This window comes from Streptomyces megasporus (assembly GCF_000718985.1).
GTDB lineage: Bacteria > Actinomycetota > Actinomycetes > Streptomycetales > Streptomycetaceae > Streptomyces > Streptomyces megasporus.
The window spans coordinates 45,763-63,921 of sequence record NZ_JODL01000008.1 but is presented as its reverse complement, the minus strand read 5'-3'; the positions used below and the strand labels follow the sequence as shown (position 1 = coordinate 63,921).

17 protein-coding genes are annotated in these 18,159 nt (G+C 73.1%); 10 read left to right on the top strand and 7 right to left on the bottom strand.

The window, feature by feature from the left end; translation table 11 throughout:
* Positions 1–57: 57 nt before the first annotated feature.
* The 3 genes from IF47_RS0109695 to IF47_RS0109685 are packed head-to-tail and all read left to right on the top strand — an operon-like array spanning position 58 to position 3,783.
* Positions 58–1,422, top strand: a complete 1,365-nt coding sequence (locus IF47_RS0109695; RefSeq protein ID WP_078591683.1) for an ABC transporter substrate-binding protein — start codon at positions 58–60, stop codon at positions 1,420–1,422.
* A gap of 13 nt (positions 1,423–1,435) precedes the next feature.
* A complete protein-coding gene (locus IF47_RS0109690; RefSeq protein ID WP_031508101.1) occupies positions 1,436–2,836 on the top strand; it encodes an ABC transporter permease in 1,401 nt (466 codons plus the stop codon).
* On the top strand, positions 2,833–3,783 hold the full coding sequence (locus IF47_RS0109685; RefSeq protein ID WP_078591682.1) for a carbohydrate ABC transporter permease: 951 nt from the start codon (positions 2,833–2,835) through the stop codon (positions 3,781–3,783). Before IF47_RS0109690 ends, IF47_RS0109685 begins: the two co-directional genes overlap by 4 nt.
* Positions 3,784–3,849: 66 nt before the next feature.
* Here IF47_RS0109685 and dtd read toward each other — a convergent pair whose 3' ends face one another.
* Positions 3,850–4,275, bottom strand: a complete 426-nt coding sequence (gene dtd, locus IF47_RS0109680; RefSeq protein ID WP_031508098.1) for a D-aminoacyl-tRNA deacylase — start codon at positions 4,273–4,275, stop codon at positions 3,850–3,852.
* 201 nt (positions 4,276–4,476) lie between these two features.
* Between dtd and IF47_RS0109675 the strand changes: the two genes are divergently transcribed.
* The 3 genes from IF47_RS0109675 to IF47_RS0109665 are packed head-to-tail and all read left to right on the top strand — an operon-like array spanning position 4,477 to position 7,535.
* Positions 4,477–5,223: an RsiG family protein gene (locus tag IF47_RS0109675; protein WP_078591681.1), complete on the top strand. Its 747-nt coding sequence runs from the start codon at positions 4,477–4,479 to the stop codon at positions 5,221–5,223.
* Between the two features lie 44 nt (positions 5,224–5,267).
* The gene (locus IF47_RS0109670; protein ID WP_031508096.1) at positions 5,268–6,269 is read left to right on the top strand and encodes an asparaginase; all 1,002 of its coding nucleotides are present in this window, start codon (positions 5,268–5,270) and stop codon (positions 6,267–6,269) included.
* A 9-nt stretch (positions 6,270–6,278) separates the two neighbouring features.
* Positions 6,279–7,535 (top strand): GNAT family N-acetyltransferase, encoded by a 1,257-nt coding sequence (locus IF47_RS0109665; RefSeq protein WP_031508094.1) that lies wholly within the window; start codon positions 6,279–6,281, stop codon positions 7,533–7,535.
* A gap of 80 nt (positions 7,536–7,615) precedes the next feature.
* On the opposite strand, the gene IF47_RS0109660 is transcribed toward IF47_RS0109665, so the two are convergent.
* The 4 genes from IF47_RS0109660 to IF47_RS0109645 form a co-directional block, all read right to left on the bottom strand.
* Positions 7,616–9,823 carry an MMPL family transporter gene (locus IF47_RS0109660; RefSeq protein WP_031508092.1) on the bottom strand — a complete coding sequence of 736 codons (2,208 nt, stop codon included), beginning with the start codon at positions 9,821–9,823 and terminating at the stop codon, positions 7,616–7,618.
* A 73-nt stretch (positions 9,824–9,896) separates the two neighbouring features.
* Positions 9,897–10,673, bottom strand: coding sequence for a cytochrome d ubiquinol oxidase subunit II (locus IF47_RS0109655; RefSeq protein ID WP_031508091.1), 777 nt, complete (start codon positions 10,671–10,673; stop codon positions 9,897–9,899).
* Between the two features lie 42 nt (positions 10,674–10,715).
* Positions 10,716–12,047, bottom strand: a complete 1,332-nt coding sequence (locus IF47_RS0109650; protein WP_031508090.1) for a cytochrome ubiquinol oxidase subunit I — start codon at positions 12,045–12,047, stop codon at positions 10,716–10,718.
* Positions 12,048–12,210: 163 nt separating this feature from the next.
* Entirely contained in the window at positions 12,211–12,933 is a 723-nt protein-coding gene (locus IF47_RS0109645) for a response regulator (RefSeq protein WP_051717346.1), read from the bottom strand.
* A gap of 462 nt (positions 12,934–13,395) precedes the next feature.
* On the opposite strand from IF47_RS0109645, the gene IF47_RS0109640 reads away from it, so the two are divergent.
* Positions 13,396–14,658 (top strand): PP2C family protein-serine/threonine phosphatase, encoded by a 1,263-nt coding sequence (locus IF47_RS0109640; protein WP_031508087.1) that lies wholly within the window; start codon positions 13,396–13,398, stop codon positions 14,656–14,658.
* A 90-nt stretch (positions 14,659–14,748) separates the two neighbouring features.
* Here the strand turns inward: IF47_RS0109640 and IF47_RS0109635 are convergent, their stop codons facing one another.
* The gene (locus tag IF47_RS0109635) at positions 14,749–15,966 is read right to left on the bottom strand and encodes a sensor histidine kinase (protein WP_037732318.1); all 1,218 of its coding nucleotides are present in this window, start codon (positions 15,964–15,966) and stop codon (positions 14,749–14,751) included.
* 102 nt (positions 15,967–16,068) lie between these two features.
* On the opposite strand from IF47_RS0109635, the gene IF47_RS0109630 reads away from it, so the two are divergent.
* On the top strand, positions 16,069–16,488 hold the full coding sequence (locus tag IF47_RS0109630; RefSeq protein ID WP_031508084.1) for an ankyrin repeat domain-containing protein: 420 nt from the start codon (positions 16,069–16,071) through the stop codon (positions 16,486–16,488).
* A 57-nt stretch (positions 16,489–16,545) separates the two neighbouring features.
* On the opposite strand, the gene IF47_RS0109625 is transcribed toward IF47_RS0109630, so the two are convergent.
* The gene (locus IF47_RS0109625) at positions 16,546–17,130 is read right to left on the bottom strand and encodes an NADPH-dependent FMN reductase (protein WP_051717375.1); all 585 of its coding nucleotides are present in this window, start codon (positions 17,128–17,130) and stop codon (positions 16,546–16,548) included.
* A 261-nt stretch (positions 17,131–17,391) separates the two neighbouring features.
* On the opposite strand from IF47_RS0109625, the gene IF47_RS0109620 reads away from it, so the two are divergent.
* Both IF47_RS0109620 and IF47_RS27635 read left to right on the top strand, forming a co-directional pair.
* Complete coding sequence (locus tag IF47_RS0109620) at positions 17,392–17,634, top strand: hypothetical protein (RefSeq protein ID WP_031508081.1); 243 nt, start codon at positions 17,392–17,394, stop codon at positions 17,632–17,634.
* A complete protein-coding gene (locus IF47_RS27635) occupies positions 17,631–17,882 on the top strand; it encodes a hypothetical protein (RefSeq protein WP_031508080.1) in 252 nt (83 codons plus the stop codon). Before IF47_RS0109620 ends, IF47_RS27635 begins: the two co-directional genes overlap by 4 nt.
* The last annotated feature ends 277 nt before the right edge of the window (positions 17,883–18,159 follow it).

Here is an 18,159-nt window from a genome sequence, read left to right as displayed (position 1 = left end):
CCGACCTCCCCGGTCCTTTGGCCGGGCAGGCCGGCCCGACACCGAAAGGGACGCCCGATGCACAGAACCACCGGATCGACCCGACCGACCCGACGACCCCGACGGCGCAGCGCGGCCACCGCCGGCGCGGCCGCCGCTCTCCTCCTCTCCCTGACCGCCACGGCCTGCGGCGGCGATGCCACGACGGCCTCCGACGACCAGAAGCTGAAGGGCGAGACCATCACGGTCGCCGGCGTGTGGACCGGCGTGGAGCAGAAGAACTTCAAGAAGGTCATGGACGCCTTCTCGGAGAAGACCGGCGCCGAGATGAAGTTCGTCTCCACCGGCGACAACGTCTCCACCGTCGTCGGCAGCAAGATCCAGGGCGGCAACGCGCCCGACGTGGTGTTCGTCCCCCAGGTCGGCGTCCTGGAGCAGTTCGCCGAGAAGGGCTGGCTCAAGCCGCTGTCGAAGGAGGTCGACAAGCTGGCCGGCGACAACTTCGCCCCAGTGTGGAAGGAGTACGGCACGGTCGACGGCACCTTCTACGGTCTGTACTTCAAGGCGTCCCACAAGTCGACCGTCTGGTACAGCCCGGAGGCGTTCGAGCAGGCCGGCGTCACCCCGCCGAAGGACTACGACGAGATGCTGGAGGTGGGCCGGACCCTCTCCGACTCCGGCCTGGCCGCCTTCTCCGTCGCGGGCGAGGCCGGTTGGCCGCTCACCGACTGGTTCGAGAACGTCTACCTCTCCCAGGCCGGCCCGGAGATGTACGACAAGCTCGCCGCCCACGAGATCCCCTGGACCGACCCGTCCGTGGTCAAGGCCCTCACCACCCTCGGCGAACTCTTCGGCGACAAGGAGCTGGTGGAGGGCGGCGGTTCCGGTGCGCTGAACACCGACTTCCCCGAGTCCGTCGAGAAGGTCTTCGGCAGCGACCCGAAGGCCGGCATGGTCTACGAGGGCGACTTCGTCGCGGGCCTGATCTCCGGCCAGTTCGGCAAGAAGGTCGGCGAGGACGCCAAGTTCTTCCCGTTCCCGGCCGTGGACGGCGGCAAGCCGCCGGTGGTCGGCGGCGGTGACGCCGCGGTGGTGCTCGACGAGGGCAAGAACGCGAACGCCGGCATGGAGTTCGTGGAGTTCCTGGCCACGCCCGAGGCCGCCCGGGTGTGGGCCGAGGCGGGCGGCTTCCTCTCCCCCAACGAGGCCCTGGACCTGAACGCCTACCAGGACGAGACCACCCGCGAGACCGCCAAGTCCCTGGTCGAGGCCGGCGACACCGTGCGGTTCGACATGTCCGACCAGGCGCCGGCCGCCTTCGGCGGAACCCAGGGCGCCGGCGAGTGGAAGATCCTCCAGGACTTCCTGCGCGACCCCTCCGACCCCAAGGCCACCGCCGAGGAGCTGGAGGCCGCCGCGGCCAAGGCCTGGAAGAAGAGCTGAGGCGGCGAGGGACATGTCCGCCACAGCTCCCGCCGTGCCGCCCGCGTCCGCGGGCGGCACCCCGCCGGCGCCGCCCCCGCCCGGCGCCCCCGCCGGGGCCGACACCCCGCGGCGGCGGGCCCAGCGGCGCCGCAGACTCGTCGCGGCCCTCTTCCTGCTGCCCGCCCTGCTCCTGCTCGGCGCGCTGGTCGTCTACCCGATCCTGTTCTCGATCGGCCGCAGCCTCTTCGACGCCTCCGGCACCCGGTTCGTCGGCGCCGACAACTACGTCGAGATGTTCCGCGACCCCTCGACGCTCAAGGCGATCCGCAACACCACGATCTGGGTCGTGATCACCCCCGCCGTGCTGACCGGGCTCGGGCTGATCCTGGCCGTGCTCACCGAGAAGATCCGCTGGGCCACCGCGTTCAAGCTGCTGATGTTCATGCCGATGGCGATCTCCTTCCTCGCCGCCGGCATCATCTTCCGCATCACCTACGAGCAGGACCCCGAGCGCGGCGTCCTCAACGCCGTCGCCGTCGGCGTCCACGACGTCTTCGCCGACCGTCCCGCCTACCCCGGCGCCCGGGCCCGCGAGGACGCCGGCGAGACCCCGGTCACCAAGGACGCCGACGGCTCGTACGGCACCGCGGCGGACCTCACTCCCGGCAGCACCGTCTCCCTGGGCATCGTCGGCGTGCCGCCCAAGGAGGTCCCCGCCGACGCCGAGCCCGCCGCTCCCGCTCCGAAGGCGGGGGACGGCGTCCTGGCCGGCACCGTCCACCTCGACTTCGTCCCCGGCGGGGGCGGCGAACCCGGACGGATCGACTCCGGCGAGCGCGGGCTGCCCGGCATGACGGTCCAGGCGGTCCGCGACGGGAAGGTGGTCGGCGAGACCACCACCGCCGCCGACGGCTCGTTCCGCCTCACCGGCCTGGCGGACGGCTCGTACGCCGTGCGACTGCCGGCGTCCAACTTCGCCGAGCCCTACGGCGGCGTCTCCTGGCTCGGTCCCGCCCTGGTCACCCCGGCCATCATCGCCGCCTACCTGTGGGTCTGGACGGGCTTCGCGATGGTGCTCATCGGAGCCGGGCTCGCCGCGATGCCCCGGGACGTGCTGGAGGCCGCGCGGATGGACGGCGCGAGCGAGTGGCAGATCTTCCGCAGCATCACCGTGCCGCTGCTCGCACCCGTGCTGACCGTGGTCTTCGTGACCCAGGTGATCAACGTGATGAAGGTCTTCGACCTCGTCTACATCATCGCCCCGGGCCCCGTGCTCCAGGAGGCCAACGTGCTGGCCGTGCAGATGTGGCTGGTCTCCTTCGGCGGCGGCAACAACCAGGGCCTGGGCAGCGCCATCGGCGTCCTGCTCCTGCTCCTGGTGGTCCCGGCCATGATCTTCAACATCCGACGCTTCCGCAGGAGCCAGTCATGACCTCCCACGACACCGTCGCGAAGGGGACGGTCACGCAGCCCCCGGCGCCCGCGGCGGCGGACGCGGGCGCCGGGTCCTCCTCCGGCTCTCCCACCCGCCGGTCGGTCGCCTCCCGACTGACCCGATGGCTGAGCCGGGGCGTGGTCCAGGCGTTCCTCGCCGTGATCGCCCTGATCTGGCTCACCCCGGCCCTCGGCCTGTTCCTGTCCTCGCTCCGCACGGAGGAGGCCAACTCCACCAGCGGCTGGTGGACGGCCCTGACCGGACCGAGCCAGTTGTCGATCGACAACTACACGGCACTGCTGGAGAACTCCGGCATCACCCAGGCCCTGTGGAACACCGTGCTGATCTCGGTGCCCACCACCGTCGCGGTCGTGGTGATCGCCGCCCTGGCCGGCTACGCGTTCGCCTGGCTGGAGTTCCCCGGCCGCGACTGGATCTTCCTGCTCGTGGTGGGCCTGTTGGTGGTGCCCGTGCAGGTCGGTCTGCTGCCGGTGGCCGAGATGTTCGGCGCGCTGGGGCTGTTCGGCACGATCCCCGGCGTGGTGCTCTTCCACGTCGCCTACGGCCTGCCGTTCGCGATCTTCCTGCTGCGCAACTACTTCGCCGAGATCCCGCGGGAGATGCTGGAGGCCGCGCGGATGGACGGCGGCGGGGAGTGGCGGATCTTCACCCGACTCGTCCTGCCGGTGGGCAGGCCGGCGGTCGCGAGCCTGGCCATCTTCCAGTTCCTGTGGGTGTGGAACGACATGCTCGTCGCGCTGATCTTCGCCGACAGCGACGCGCAGCCGCTGACCGTCGCCCTCCAGTCGGAGATGCGGCAGTTCGGAAGCAACATCGAGATCCTCGCTCCCGGCGCCTTCCTCTCCCTGACCGTCCCGCTCCTGGTGTTCTTCGCCTTCCAGAAGCACTTCGTGCAGGGCGTCATGGCGGGTTCGGTGAAGTGATCCGGGCAGCGTCCCGAACCTCCCGAACCGAGGTCCCGGCCGTACCGACGGGGGGCGGCCGAGGCCTCACACCTCCAACAGCACCGTGAACGGGCCGTCGTTGGTGAGCGAGACCGACATCTTCGCCCCGAACCGGCCCGTCTCCACGTGGGCGCCCAGCTCCCGCAGCCGGGCGCACACCTCGTCCACCAGGGGCTCGGCGACCGGTCCGGGCGCGGCGGCGTTCCAGGTGGGGCGGCGGCCCTTGCGGGCGTCGCCGTAGAGGGTGAACTGGCTCACCACCAGCAGCGGGGCCCCGGTGTCCGAGCAGGACTTCTCGCCCTCCAGGACGCGCAGGCTCCACAGCTTGTGCGCGAGCCTGGCGGCCTTCTCGGGCGTGTCGTCGTGGGTGACGCCGACCAGCACGCACAGGCCCTCGCCCACGATCTCGCCGACGACGTTCCCCTCGACGACGACCTTGGCCCCGTCCACTCTCTGCACCACAGCTCGCATACCGACCATCATGCCGTGCCTCGTCGCGCCCCGTGTGCGCCCGTCGCCGGCCGCCGGACGGGTGGTCCACGCTGCACGGAGGGTTCCCGCGGTGGCACGATGCGTACAGCACGGTGCGCACGGTGGCCGACGCGGCGCATCCGTGACGGACCGTGCGTTCCGTCGCGGGCCACGGCGTGAGGGGATGAGGGGCACAGGAAGATGAGCACAGCCGGAACCGGGTCGACACCCGGAGCCGTTCCGTCCGCCCGCACGGCGGGCACTCCGGACATGGCGGACGCGTCGGACGCGGTGGACGCGGTGGACGCGCCGAGCACGGTGGACACGCCGAGCGCTCGACGCACGCCGGACGCACGGACCACACGAGCCACGGGCACCACCCGGATCACAGAACCCCCACGGTCCGCGCCGCCGGACCGGCACGGCGCGCTCCCGGCGTTCCCGCACGACACCGAACCGCCGGTGCTGACCGCCCTCCGGCTGCCCCAACTGCGCGAACTGCGCCGCCAGGCCCAGCAGGAGGAGGCGGACCTCAGCTATGTGCGGCGGCTCCTCCAGGGCCGGATCGACATCCTCCGCGCCGAACTGGCCCGCCGGAGCGCCGCGGACGTCCCGCTCATCGAACGGCTCGCGGAGATCCTCGCCGACGCTCCCGCCTCCGCCCCCGGTGGGCTCGCCTCGCGGTCCGCCCGCCACGTGACGCTCCGCACACCGCGCAGCGAGGAGTACCGGCGGCTGGCCGAGGCGATGCTCGCCGAGGTCGAACTCTCCGACCTCACCGCCCGCACCGACGACGAACTGCACGCCGCCATGGCACGGTTGGGCCAGTACGAGCACCGGATCTCCCGGCGCCGCCGGGCGCTCCAGGAGACGGCGAACGGATGCAGCGCGGAGATCGCCCGCAGGTACCGTGAGGGCGAAGCACGCGTGGACGACCTGCTCCCCTGACCCCGGGGAGGCGGTCGTCCCCCCACACCCAGGGAAGGCCGCCCATGACCACCCTCATGCCCGCCGACGCGACCGGCGCGTCCCACGACGCCGCGCCCCCCGTCCTCGCCGAGGTCGTCCGCTCCGGTTTCGTCGAGGGCCGGCACCGCGGTTCGCTGGTGGTCCTCGACCGGGACGGCGACGTGGAGTGGTCGCTGGGGAACGTGACCGAACCGGTCTTCCCCCGTTCCTGCAACAAGCCGATGCAGGCGACGGCCGTGCTGCGCGCCGGAGTGGAACTGACGGGCGAGCGCCTGGCGTTGGCCGCGGCCAGCCACTCCGGCGAACCGTTCCACCTGGAGCTGGTCGGGAAGATGCTCGTCGAACACGGCCTGACCGAGGACGAGTTGGGCTGCCCGCCCGACCTGCCGATGGACCGCGAGGAGCACGAGCGGTGCCTGGCGGCGGGCACGCGTCCCTCCCGGATCGCGATGAACTGCTCGGGCAAGCACGCCGCGATGCTCGCCGCCTGCGTCGCGAACGGCTGGTCGCGCGCCGACTACCTCGACCCCGGCCACCCCCTCCAGGCCCTGGCCCACGAGGTCGTCGAGACCATGGCGGGCGAGCCGGTCGCGCACACCGGCACGGACGGCTGCGGCGCTCCGCTGTTCGCCTTCTCCCTCACCGGGCTGGCCCGCGCCTTCCGCTCCCACGTGCTGGCCGAGCCCGGCACCCCCGAGCGCCGGGTCGCGGACGCCATGCGCGCCCACCCCGAGTGGGTCGCCGGTACCCGCCGCATCGACACCTGGCTGATGCGCGAGGTGCCGGGCTCGCTGGCGAAGGTGGGCGCCGAGGCGGTCCAAGCGGTGGCCCTGCCCGACGGTCGGGCACTGGCGTTCAAGATCGAGGACGGTGGGCAGCGGGCGCTCGGTCCGGTCCTGGCCCGCGCGCTGGAGCACCTGGGCGTCGACTCCCCGGTCCTGGCGCGGATCGCCGACGCCCCGCTGCTGGGCGGCGGCGAGCGGGTGGGGGAAATTCGGGCGACGTTCGACGTTCCGCTCGCCTAGCGTGCCCCCATGCGCCTCGACGTCCTCGACCTCCGCACGCTGAGCGAAGACGACTTCCCCCGGTGGGTGCGCGCCCTGCGGACCGGTTTCCTGCGCTGTGAGGAGGTCACCGAGGAGGAGATCGGGCTCCGGCGCGGCGGTGTGGACCTGGAGCGCACCCGCGGGGCGTTCGACGGCGATCGGTGCGTCGCCACGTTCCGCACGCTGCCGCAGCGCCTCACCGTCCCCGGTGGGGCCTCGGTGGTCTCCTGCGCCGTCACCAACGTCACCGTCTCCGCCACCCACCGCCGTCGCGGGCTGCTGACGCGGATGATGACGGACGCGCTGGCCGAGGGGAAGGAGCGCGGGGATGTCTGCTCCACCCTGGACTCCGCCGAGTACCCGATCTACGGCCGCTTCGGCTACGGGCCGGCCACCGAGACGGCCGACTGGACGGTGGACGTCCACCGCACCGGCCTGGACCGGCGCCGGCCGGTGCCGGAGGAGAAGGGCGCCCGGATCGATCCGGCCGAGGGCGCCGAGGTGCGGGTCGAGGGGGCCGCCCTCCACGAGCGGGTGCGCGCCCTGCCCGACCGGCAGGGGATGGTCGACCGCGGCGAGCGCTGGTGGAAGCTGTACACCGGTGAGCTCCGGTGGCCCGGCGACCGCGAGCGTCCCTTCCACGTCCTCCACCGCGACGCCGCCGGGCGGGTGCAGGGCCTGGCGACGTACACGACGGACGACCACTGGGAGAACAACGCGCCGTCCGTGAACCTCCACGTCCGGGACCTGATCGCCGCCACGCCCGAGGCCGAGCGGGACCTGTGGCACCACCTGCTGTCCGTCGACTGGATCGCCACGGTCCACACCGGCAACCGCGCCCCCGACGACCTGCTCCCGGACCTGCTGCCGAACGCGCGCGCCGCGCGGCTCCGCACCCGGACGGACTTCCTGTGGCTGCGCCCCCTGGACGTCCCGGCCCTGCTGGCGGCCCGCGCCTACCCGGTCCCCGCCTCCCTGGTGCTGGACCTCCACGACCCGATGGGCCTGGCGGGCGGGCGCTTCCTGCTGGACGCCTCCCCCGAGGGCGCGAGCTGCTCGCCCACCACGCGCTCCGCCGACCTGTCGATGGGGGTGGACGCGCTGGGCTCGCTGTACCTGGGCGACCAGCCGGCCTCGCGGCTGCGGGCGCTGGGGCGGGTCGTCGAGGAGCGGCCCGGTGCCGCGGCCCTGGCGGACGTCCTGTTCCGCACGGCCCGCCGCCCCTGGTGCCCGGACGAGTTCTGACGCCGCCACGGGCGCCCGGCGCGCCCGGACCCCCGTGGCGGCGGGCGCCGGCGCGAGGGTCCGGGCGCGCCGGCTCCGCGTCAGTGCCGCTCCACCTCCACCGTCGGCAGGACGCGGCGCAGCGGGCGCGGCAACCACCAGGCGCGGCGGCCCAGGAGCTGCATGACCGCCGGGACGATCAGGCAGCGGATGACCACGGCGTCCAGCGCGATGGCCACCGCCAGCCCCAGGCCGAACTGCTGGAGCATGCGGTCCGGGCCGAGGACGAACGCGGCGAAGACCACGATCATGATGGCCGCCGCGGCCGTGACGACCCGGCCGGTGTGGGCCAGGCCCTCCCGGACGGCGAGGGCGGGGTCGCCGGTGTTCCGCCACTCCTCGTGGATGCGGGAGAGCAGGAAGACCTCGTAGTCCATCGACAGGCCGAAGACGATCGCGAAGATCATCACGGGGATGAACGCCTCGATCGGGCCCGGTTCCGGGCCGAGGAAGCCGTGCTGGAAGACCAGGGTGATCGCGCCCAGCGACGCGCCGATGCTCAACAGGTTCAGCACGGCCGCCTTCAACGGGATCGCCACCGAGCGGAAGACCAGCATCAGCAGCAGCGCCGACAGGCCCACCACCAGGGCGACGAACAGCGGCATGCGGCTCTCCACGGTCGCCGCGAAGTCCTCCGTGGCGGCGGTCGGTCCGCCCACCAGGAAGCGGGTGCCGGTGGACTCCTCCAGCGGCGGCAGGACGTCCTCGCGCAGCGTGGCGACCAGCTCGGAGGTCTCCGCGTCCTGCGGCGCCGACTCCGGGAAGGCGATCACCGTGGCCGTGGACGGGTCCTCGGTCGGAATCGGCGGCGTCACGGCCGCGACGCCCGGGGTGTCGGCGAGGGCGCCGCGCAGTTCGTCCGCCGCGCCGCCGGCCCGGCCGTCCCCGCCGGTGTGGGCGACCACCACCAGCGGGCCGTTGAACCCCGGACCGAAGCCGTCGGCCAGCAGGTCGTACGCGGCGCGGCCGGTGGTGGAGGCGGGGTCGTTGCCCGCGTCGGCGAAGCCCAGCCGCATGTCCAGCGCGGGCACGGACAGGGCGCCCAGCGCGGCCACCGACACCAGCAGCGCCGTCCACGGCCGCCGCTGCACTCCCCGGGCCCAGCGGCGCCAGCCGGCGCCCTCCTCCCAGGTGCGGCCCTTGGCCTCCCGGCGGGCCCGGTGCCGCGCGGCCCTCTTCTCGACGGTGCGCCGGATGCGACCGCCGAAGACGCCGAGCAGCGCGGGCAGCAGCGTCAGGGAGGCCACCATCGTCACCAGCACGGTCAGGGCCACGGCCAGCGCCACGCCCTGGAGCGACCCCAGGCCGAGGACCACCAGGCCCAGCAGGGCGACGATCACCGTGCAGCCCGCGAAGAGGACGGTGCGGCCGGCCGCGTCCAGCGCGGTGCGGGTGGCGGTCTCGTCGTCGGCGCCGCGCAGGAGTTCGCCCCGGTAGCGGGAGAAGATCAGCAGGGCGTAGTCGATGCCGACGCCCAGGCCCACCAGCACCATCACCGGCGGGGTGAAGTCGGCGACGGAGGCCAGGTGGGAGGCGAGCACGATCAGTCCGAGCGCGCCGCCCACCGCGAACAGCGCGGTGACCACCGGCAGGGCGGCGGCGACCAGCGATCCGAAGAGGAAGACCAGGATCACCAGCGCCCCGAGGACGCCCGCGCCCTCGGCCGCGCCGCCCCCGCCCTCCTCGGCGGCCCGGACGGCGTCGCCGCCCAGCTCCACCCGCAGCCCGTCGCCCTCCGCCTCGTTCGCGGTGTCGACGATCCGCCGGGTGGCCTCGACGGGGACGTTCTCCGCCTCCGCGTCGAGCGTGACGGTGGCGTAGGCGACCGTGCCGTCCACCGAGACCGCGTGGTCGTTGCCGTCCCGGTACGGGTCCTGGACCCCGGTGACGTGCGGCAGGTCGGCGACCTCGGCCAGCATCGCGCCGACGCGCTCCCGGTGCTCCGCCGAACGCACCCCGTCCTCGTCGTGGAGGACGATCGTCACCTCGGCGCCCGCCTGCGCGGAGCCGTGCTCCCGCAGGAGTTCGGCGGCCTCCTGGGACTCGGTGCCGGGCAGCGAGAAGTCGTTGTGGTAGTCGTTCCCCACGGTCCCGGCCAGCGCCTGCACGCCCACCAGCAGCGCCGCCCACAGGGCCAGCGCCCACCAGCGGCGACGGCGGGAGAGCGCCGCGATCCGTTCGAGGACGCCCGCGCGTTTTGGGGGCGCGGTTTTCTCGGCGGTCGTGGGATCGGTGGTCGAAGGGTTCATCGAGGTCTCCCGGAGAGGATTCGCGGATCGGGGTTCAGGGGGGCGGAGTTCAGGGGCGGAGTTCAGGGGGGATTCACAGGTAGGAGGGGCCGGTGACCCGGCCGCGGAAGGTCCACCACAGCCACGCCTGGGCGGCCACCAGCAGCGGTGTGACGGCCAGCAGCGCCGGCACCAGCAGCCCCAGCACCGGGCCGTGCGCGGCGGTGTCGGTCAGGGGCAGCCGGGCGCCGGCGGCGAGCGGCAGGACGGCCATGGCCGCGGAGGTGAGGGCGAAGGTCCCCGCCCCGCCGGCGCGTCCCGTGGACGACCGGACGCGCTCGTGGGGCGGGCCCGTCAGCCGCAGCGCCGCGAAGGCCATCCCGTGGACGGCGAAGAGGGCGGCCACGCCCAGGGCGGTGAGCACGGCGGCGGGGCCGCCGGCCGGTCCGGTGGGGTCGCCGGTCAGCAGTCCGGCCAGCAGCCACCCCCAGGAGAGGGCGGCGGCCCAGCTTCCGACGGTGACCATGCCGTCGCAGAGGGCGTGCCAGGCGCGGTGCGCCGCGCGTCCGCGCCACCACAGGCCCGCGTCACGCACGACCCAGCCGGCCAGCAGCGGGACCAGGACGGCGAACTGTCCGCCGAACAGGTCGCCCTCCAGGGCGGGGAAGCAGCCGATGAACACCCCGGCCGCGGCGATCAGCCACACCTCGTTGCCCAGGAAGAACGGTGCGATGGCGGCCAGCACGAGCCGCCGTTCGCGCCCGTCGCGGCCCAGGTGGGGCAGGAGCATGCCGACGCCGAGGTCGGCGCCGCCGAGCACGAGGTAGCCGACGGTGAAGAAGCCCAGCAGGGCCGCGGCGAGGATTTCCATGGAAGGCCCTCCGGTCGGACGCGGATCGGAAATCGGAAGGGATCAGTAGGAGGGGACGGGGTCGGGTTCGGGGGACGGTCCGCCGTCCGGCACCCGCTCGTCCCGCCCGAGCGTGACGGCCCGGGGGCCGCGACGGGCGGTGCGCAGCAGCAGCCACCAGTTGACGACCAGGAGCAGCGCGAAGAGCGTGCCGAAGACAGTCAGCGAGACCCGCATCGCGCCGGCCGACACATCCGTCAGGGCGTCCTCGGTCCTCAGCAGTTCGTGAACCACCCAGGGCTGCCGTCCCACCTCCCGGAAGACCCAGCCGGCGGTCATCGCGACGTAGGGCAGCGGCACCATCGCCATCAGCAGCAGGTGCCAGGCGCGGAAGCGCTCCACGGCCGGGCGGAAGAAGGCCAGCAGGGCCGAGCCGAGGGAGAGGTAGAGCATCAGCGCGAAGGCCACGAGCATCAGCAGCGCGGCGCCGCGCGTCAGGGACTCGGGAGGCACGTGGTCGCCGGGGCCGAACCGTTCCACCAGATCGGCCTGGAGCCGGGCGATCTTCGCGGTCTCCGCCTTCCACACGGCGTCCTTCATCGGCTGGAAGGAGGCGAGGGCGGAGAGTTGGAGGCCGCCGAAGACCGCGGTGAACAGCAGCGCGGGCGGCGCGGTGAAGGCCGCGATCCGCAGCGACCGCCGGAACAGGACGGCGTCGTCGGCGTCCCCGCCGGCGTCCTCGCCGGTGGTACGGCACCGGAAGAGGTGGTACGCGCTGACGCCGGCCACGAAGAACGCCGCCGTCACCGCCGCCCCGCCCGCGATGTGGCCGAAGGCGAGCAGCGCGCTGGGGTTGGTCAGGACGGCGCCGGCGTCGGCCAACTCGATGCCGTGGTCGGTTTGGGTGTGACCGACGGGGTGGTTGAGGAAGCCGTTGGCGACCAGGATCCAGTACGCCGACAGGTACGCGGTGCCGGTGACGACCCAGAGCAGGGCGCAGTGGACGCGAGGGCCGAAGCGGTGCCAGCCGAAGATCCACAGGCCCAGGAAGGTGGACTCCACGAAGAACGCGACGACCGTCTCCATCGCCAACGAGGCGCCGAAGACGTTCCCCGCGTAGTGCCCGAGCCCGCTCCAGGCCAGCCCGAACTGGAACTCCATGACGATGCCGGTGACGATCCCGACGGCGTAGTTGACGACGTAGAGCTGCCCCCAGAAGCGCACCATGCGCTCGTACAGGGCACCCTGCCGGCTCCTTCGCCGCAGCACCGCCCACGTCTGGACCGCGGTGACGAAGGTCGCCAGGCCCAGCGTCAGCGAGACGAACAGGAAGTGTGCGGCGGCGGTGAGGGCGAACTGCCACCGGGCGAGGTCGAGCGCTTCGGAACCGTTCACGCCCTCACCGTCGGGCCGCGGTTCGGTCCCGCGCGTCGGCCGGCGGTGGTCAATCGCGGTACCGCCCCGGTCGCGGTCGGGCGTGGGGACGTACCACGCGGGTTGCGGCCGGGCGTGCCTCGCCCCTAGGGGATCGGCGGGCTCCTCCCCGACTCCCGGAGCGTCAGCCCAGCCAGCCGGGCCTGATCATCCCCGACTCGTAGGCGAGGATCACCAACTGCGCCCGGTCCCGCGCGCCGAGCTTGGTCATGACGCGGCTGACGTGCGTCTTGGCGGTGGCCGGGCTGAGCACCAGCCGCCGCGCGATCTCGTCGTTGGAGAGCCCGGCGCCCACCAGCGCCATGACCTCCCGTTCGCGTTCGGTGAGGGCGTTGAGCCGGGGGGAGGGATCGGGCCGCTTCGCCCGCCCGGCGAACTCCGCGATCAGCCGGCGGGTCACCGCCGGGGCGATCAGCGCGTCACCGCGCGCCACCACGCGGACGGCGTGCAGCAGCTCCATCGGCTCGGTGTCCTTGAGCAGGAAGCCGGAGGCGCCCGCGCGCAGTGCGCCGTAGACGTAGTCGTCGACGTCGAAGGTGGTCAGGATGACCACCCGGACCCGGTCGAGCCGCTCGTCGCCGACGATCCGCCGAGTGGCCTCCAGTCCGTCCGGTTCCGGCATGCGGATGTCCATCAGCACCACGTCGGGCCGCAGCTCGCGGGCCAGTTCGACGGCGCGCAGGCCGTCGCCGGCCTCTCCGACGACCTCGATGTCCTCCTCGCCGTCGAGGATCGTCCGGAAGCCGGCCCGCACGAGGGTCTGGTCATCGGCGAGGAGGACGCGTACCGTCCGTCCGCCCTCTCGTCCGGCGCCGGCTCCGAAGGGGCGCGATGGGTACTCGACCATGGCAAGAGCCTATGCCGCCCGGCTCGGATGCGGGCCGGGCGGGAATCCTCCTCCCGCACTCCTTCCGGCGCTGCCTCCCGTCCCCCGGTGGAGGGACGGGCCGTGGGCCCCGTCACAGCGGTCCACCGCCCCGCCGATGTGGGAACGCCACACCGCCACGCACGCCGACCCACAGGCCGGAATGGGCAATTCCGGACAGTTCGCCGACAGGCGGCGACCGGCAGTGGCGAGCAAAAGGCGTTTACCGCAACAAACCGGGCGATTGCCGGGAGCCGCGTGCGATCTTCCTCGTTCCATCTCAGATGGCGACGACCGTGTGCGAGGATGCCGATTCCGTGGGCCCCGGGCCCATGGGAACCGATACCCGGGACGGGCAGCGGGTAGTGTTCGAAGGGTACGGTCCGGCACGTTCCGTCGAGATGAGCGCCGGAGTCGGGCCGACGACACGGGAGGGGAGGGAGCATGATCGAGGCGAACCGCGACATCGACTACGCGGCCTTGTTCGCGGCCATTCCCACCCCCATGTCGGTGCTCACCCCCGAGTTGGTCATCGTGGAGGCCAACCCGGCGTACCTGGAGATCACCGGGCGCAGCCGGGAGGAGGTCGTCGGCCGCCCCCTGTTCGAGGTGTTCCCCGAGAACCCGAACGACCCCACCGCCGACGGCACGAAGAACCTCCGCGCCTCCTTCCAGCGCGTCCTCGACACCGGCAAGCCGGACACCATGCTCCTCCAGCGGTACGACATCCCCGTGCGCGGCAAGGAGGGGGAGTACGAGGAGCGGTACTGGAGCCCCCTCAACACCCCGGTCATCGGGCCGGACGGCTCGGTGGCCCTGATCATCAACCGCGTCGAGGACGCCACGGCGTACGTACGCGACAGCCTCGCCGCGGCCGGCAGCATCACCGGCCGCTCCCGGGACCCGCTGGTGGGCCGGGAGGTCGCCGAGGCCGAACTCTACGCCCGCGCGCGGGAGCTCCACGAGCACAACGAGCGGCTGCGGCAGGCCCACGCCCGCGAGCACCAGGTGGCCCTCACCCTCCAGAAGGCCATGCTCCCCACCCACATGCCGCTCCAGCACCGGCACGCGGCCGTCCGCTACCGGCCGGCCGCCGGGTCGCTGAACGTGTGCGGGGACTGGTACGACCTGATCAACCTCAGCGAGGACCGCTTCGCCGTCGCGGTGGGCGACGTCGTCGGCCGGGGCCTGGAGGCCGCCAGCGTGATGGGGCAGCTCCGCAGTGCCCTCAGCGCCTCCATGCGGGTGGCCGACGGACCGGCCCAGGCGCTGTACGGCCTCGACCTGTACGCCCGTTCCCTGGACGGCGCCCTGGCCACCACCACCGTCAAGATCGACATCGACACCCACTCCCACACCCTCACCTACAGCAGCGCGGGCCACCTGCCGCCGATGCTCTGCCACCCCGACAAGCACGTCGAGTACCTGGACCAGGCCACCGACGTCCCCCTGGCCGCCCGGAGCAGGCCCTCGCACCGGCCGCAGGCGATCGCCGGCTACGCCCCCGGCTCGGTCCTCATCCTCTACACCGACGGGCTCGTCGAGCGCCGCAGCGAGGCCATCGACGTCGGACTGAAGCGGCTCGCCGAGAGCCTGGCCCGACACAGCGACCTGGACCCGGAGCAGATCGCCGACAACCTCCTGGACGATCAGGGGATGAACGACGGCAACCCCGACGACGTCGCCCTGGTCGTCATCAGGCTCTGACCGCCACCAGGCCCTGGCCGTCATCAGACTCCGACCGCCACCAGGCTCCGAACCGGCTCCGAGAACGCCGCCGGCCGCCCGGGCCGCGCCTCACTCCTCGCCGCCGAGCGGCAGCCGCGCCTCCACCCGGAAACCCCTGCCCGCGCCGCCCTCGCGCACGCCGTCCTCGTGCGCATTGCCCACGGTCAGCTCGCCGCCCAGCGCGCGGGCCCGTTCCGCCATCCCCGCGATGCCGCTGCCCGTACCCGCACCGGCCGCGGTGTCCTCCTCGGCCGCCCCCCGCCCGTCGTCCTCGACCCTCACCCGGATGTCGTCGCCCTCGTACCGGACCGTGACGACCACCCGCCGCGCTTCCGCGTGACGGGTCACGTTCGTCAGGGACTCCTGCACGATCCGGTACGCGGCGTGGCCGACCTGCCGCGGCACCGGCCGTCCCCGCGGCCCCTCGACCACCAGTCGCACGTCGAGCCCGGCGGAACGCGCCCGCTCCACCAGTTCCCGCACCTCCTCCAGACCGGGCGCGGGCGCGGTGGGCGCCGCCTCCTCGTCCGCCTGCCGCAGCACTCCCAGCGTGGCGCGCAACTCGCGCAGGGCGTCCTTGCTGGAGGCGCGGATGGCCTCCAGCGCGTCCACCAACCCCTTGGTCCCCTCCGGCCGCCGGGCGTGTTCGTGCAGCGCGGCGCCGGACTGCACATTGATCAGCGACAGGCTGTGGCCGATCACGTCGTGCAGTTCGCGGGCGATCCGGAGCCGCTCCTCCGTCGCCGACTGCCTGGCGCGCACCTCCTTCTCCCGTTCGGCGGCGATCGCCCGCCGTTCCACCTCCCGCAGGTACGCCTGCCGGTTGCGCTGGGCGTGTCCGACGGCGATCACGCCGAACAGCCAGCCGGTGAGCAGCACCATCGCCGCGTCGTCCACATGCCGTTCGTCGTCCGACCGGGGCACCAACTCGCCGTACCCGATGGCCAGCATGGTCAGCACGGCGAGCGTGACGGCCGCCGCGAGCCGGCCCTCGGCGGCGACGGTGTAGAGCGCGACGACGTAGGCGATCATCGGCAGCGGGCTGTCGTACGGCCCGAGCGGGTAGTAGGCCCCCGCGGCCACCAGGACGACCACCGCCACCGCCACCGGGCGGTCGCGCCGCCAGTACAGGGCCCCGCAGCAGACGGCGATCAACGCCCAGTCGAGGGCCATGTCCGTCCACGGCCGGTCGATCCGCGTCATCCGGTAGGCATTGGCCGCCACCAGGACCAGCGCGACGGCGACGGCCGACAGACGAGCGGGACGGCGAACGGCGGGCAGTCGCATGGGACGAAGGGTACGCAAGACGAGCGCGGCGGCATCGGACGCGATACCGGGCATACGTAGGGTGAAAACGGCAAGTGGCGAGACGAAACGAGGAGGCACCCGATGTCCGACGCCCCGACCCCCGCGAGCGAGGAACCCGCCCACGACCCGGAGGTTCTCCAACTCGCGGCCAAGGTCTTCGACCTGGCCCGGGACGGTGACACGGACACCCTCGCCGCCTACGTGGACGCGGGCGTTCCGGTCAACCTGACCAACGACAAGGGCGACTCGCTGCTGATGCTCGCCGCCTACTACGGACGCACCCCCACCGTCCGGGCCCTCCTGGAGCGCGGGGCCGACCCCAACCGGATCAACGACCGCGGGCAGAGCCCCCTGGCGGGCGCGGTCTTCAAGGACGAAGAGGAGATGGTGCGGCTGCTGCTGGACGCCGGGGCCGACCCGGCCGCCGGCAACCCGTCCGCCATCGACACCGCGCGGATGTTCGGCCGGGACTCGCTGCTGAAGCTGTTCGGCACCGCGTGACGGCCCGCGCCGGGCGGTGCGAAGGCGCACCGCCCGGCGCCATCGTCCGGCACCGGCTCACCCCGGGTACGGCGCGTCCTCCCGCGCCCGCCGCAGAGCCGTCGCCCACCACGCGAGCTGGTCCAGCAGCGCGGTCGCGGCCCGGGCGGCCTCGTCCGCGTCCACGGGCTCGCCGTCGGGCCCGAACACCTCCCAGGCGTTGTGGAAGCTGACCACGTCACGGACGGTGACCGCGTGCAGCTCCGCGAAGACCAGCCGCAACTGCTCCACCGCCCGCAGTCCGCCGCCTCTCCCCCCGTACGACACGAAACCGATCGGCTTGGCACTCCACTGCGGTTTCAGGGAGTCGATCGCCACCTTCAGCTCCCCGGGGAAACTGTGGTTGTACTCGGGCACCACGATCACGACCGCGTCGGCGGCGTCGATCCGTTCCCCGAACCCGCTCCCGCCCTCGTCCGGTCGCACGAGGTCGATCACGTCGAGTTTCACGTCCTCGCGCCGCTCGGCCTGTCGGACGAACCACTCGCCCACGGTGGTGACGAAGCGTCCCTCGCGCACGCTTCCGAAGACCACGGCGAGGCGGTACTGGTCCCGCCGCGTCGGCACGGCGGTCGTGTCGAGGCTCTCTGTCCTGTCGGTCATGTCGGTGTCCCATCCCATCTCATAGGCGACCGGGCACGACCGAGAAACTAGGCCCTCAAGTCGACTTGAGGTCAACCGCCGACCGCGCACGGCGTGTGGCGTGCCGTTCGGCGGGGGCGCCGTCGATCGGTTCGCGCGCACCGGCGGGACTTCCGAGGGGCCGTGGCGAAAACCCCGCCGTTTCTGGAGTCAGGGAGCGACGATCTGGATACAGACAGTGATAGTCGCCCGTTAGAGGGGCACCACGGAGTACGGAGCACGATGGAATCCCGAACCCAACACCCGTCGGCGGTCTTCGCCGACAGCGAGGACTTCGCCCGCGCCGCCAGGGCCGCGGGCACCGACACGACGGCGGAGATCCTGCTCGGCCTCGACGACAGGGGTTTCTGGTGGACGCCGATGCCCGTACGCGCCGCGTCCGGACCGTCCTTCGTGCCGACCGCGCCGCTCGCCGAACTGCCGGAGGAGGCCGTGGACGCGCTGAGGACGTGGGCGACACGATGACCACGGAAGGGGCTCGGGAGCGGGAGGCGCTCCCCCGTGTCGAAGTCGGCTCGATGGCACGGGACGTGCGGGACGGTCGGGTGGGGGACGTGATGGACGTCCACCCCGGGCGGGTCTGGCTGCGACCACTGGGCGGCGGACGGGAGTGGGACGCGAGGCCCGAGGAGGTCCGGCCGCTCACCCCGCGCGAGCAGCTCAGCGCCCGCCTCGCCGCGGCCAACGCCCGCAGCCGCCGCGACCTGCCGTGAGCGGGCCGAAGGAGGGGACGGACGCCGGCTCGGGCCCCGCCCGCGCCGGGCCCCGGCCCGGCGCGGCGCCGCGGCGGGCCCCGGCCGCGGACGCTCGCCCCTCCCTCAAGTCCCGCTCCTCCACGGGTCGTTCGGCTCGAAGGAGTCCCGCCGCCGGGAGGGTGGGAGCACGCCGGGGCGCGAACCACCGGGTCGGCTCCCCCTTCGTCCACCGCGCGACACCGGTGTTACGGTGTGATCTTCGACCTCCCCCCACTCACCGGTCGACGGGTCACGC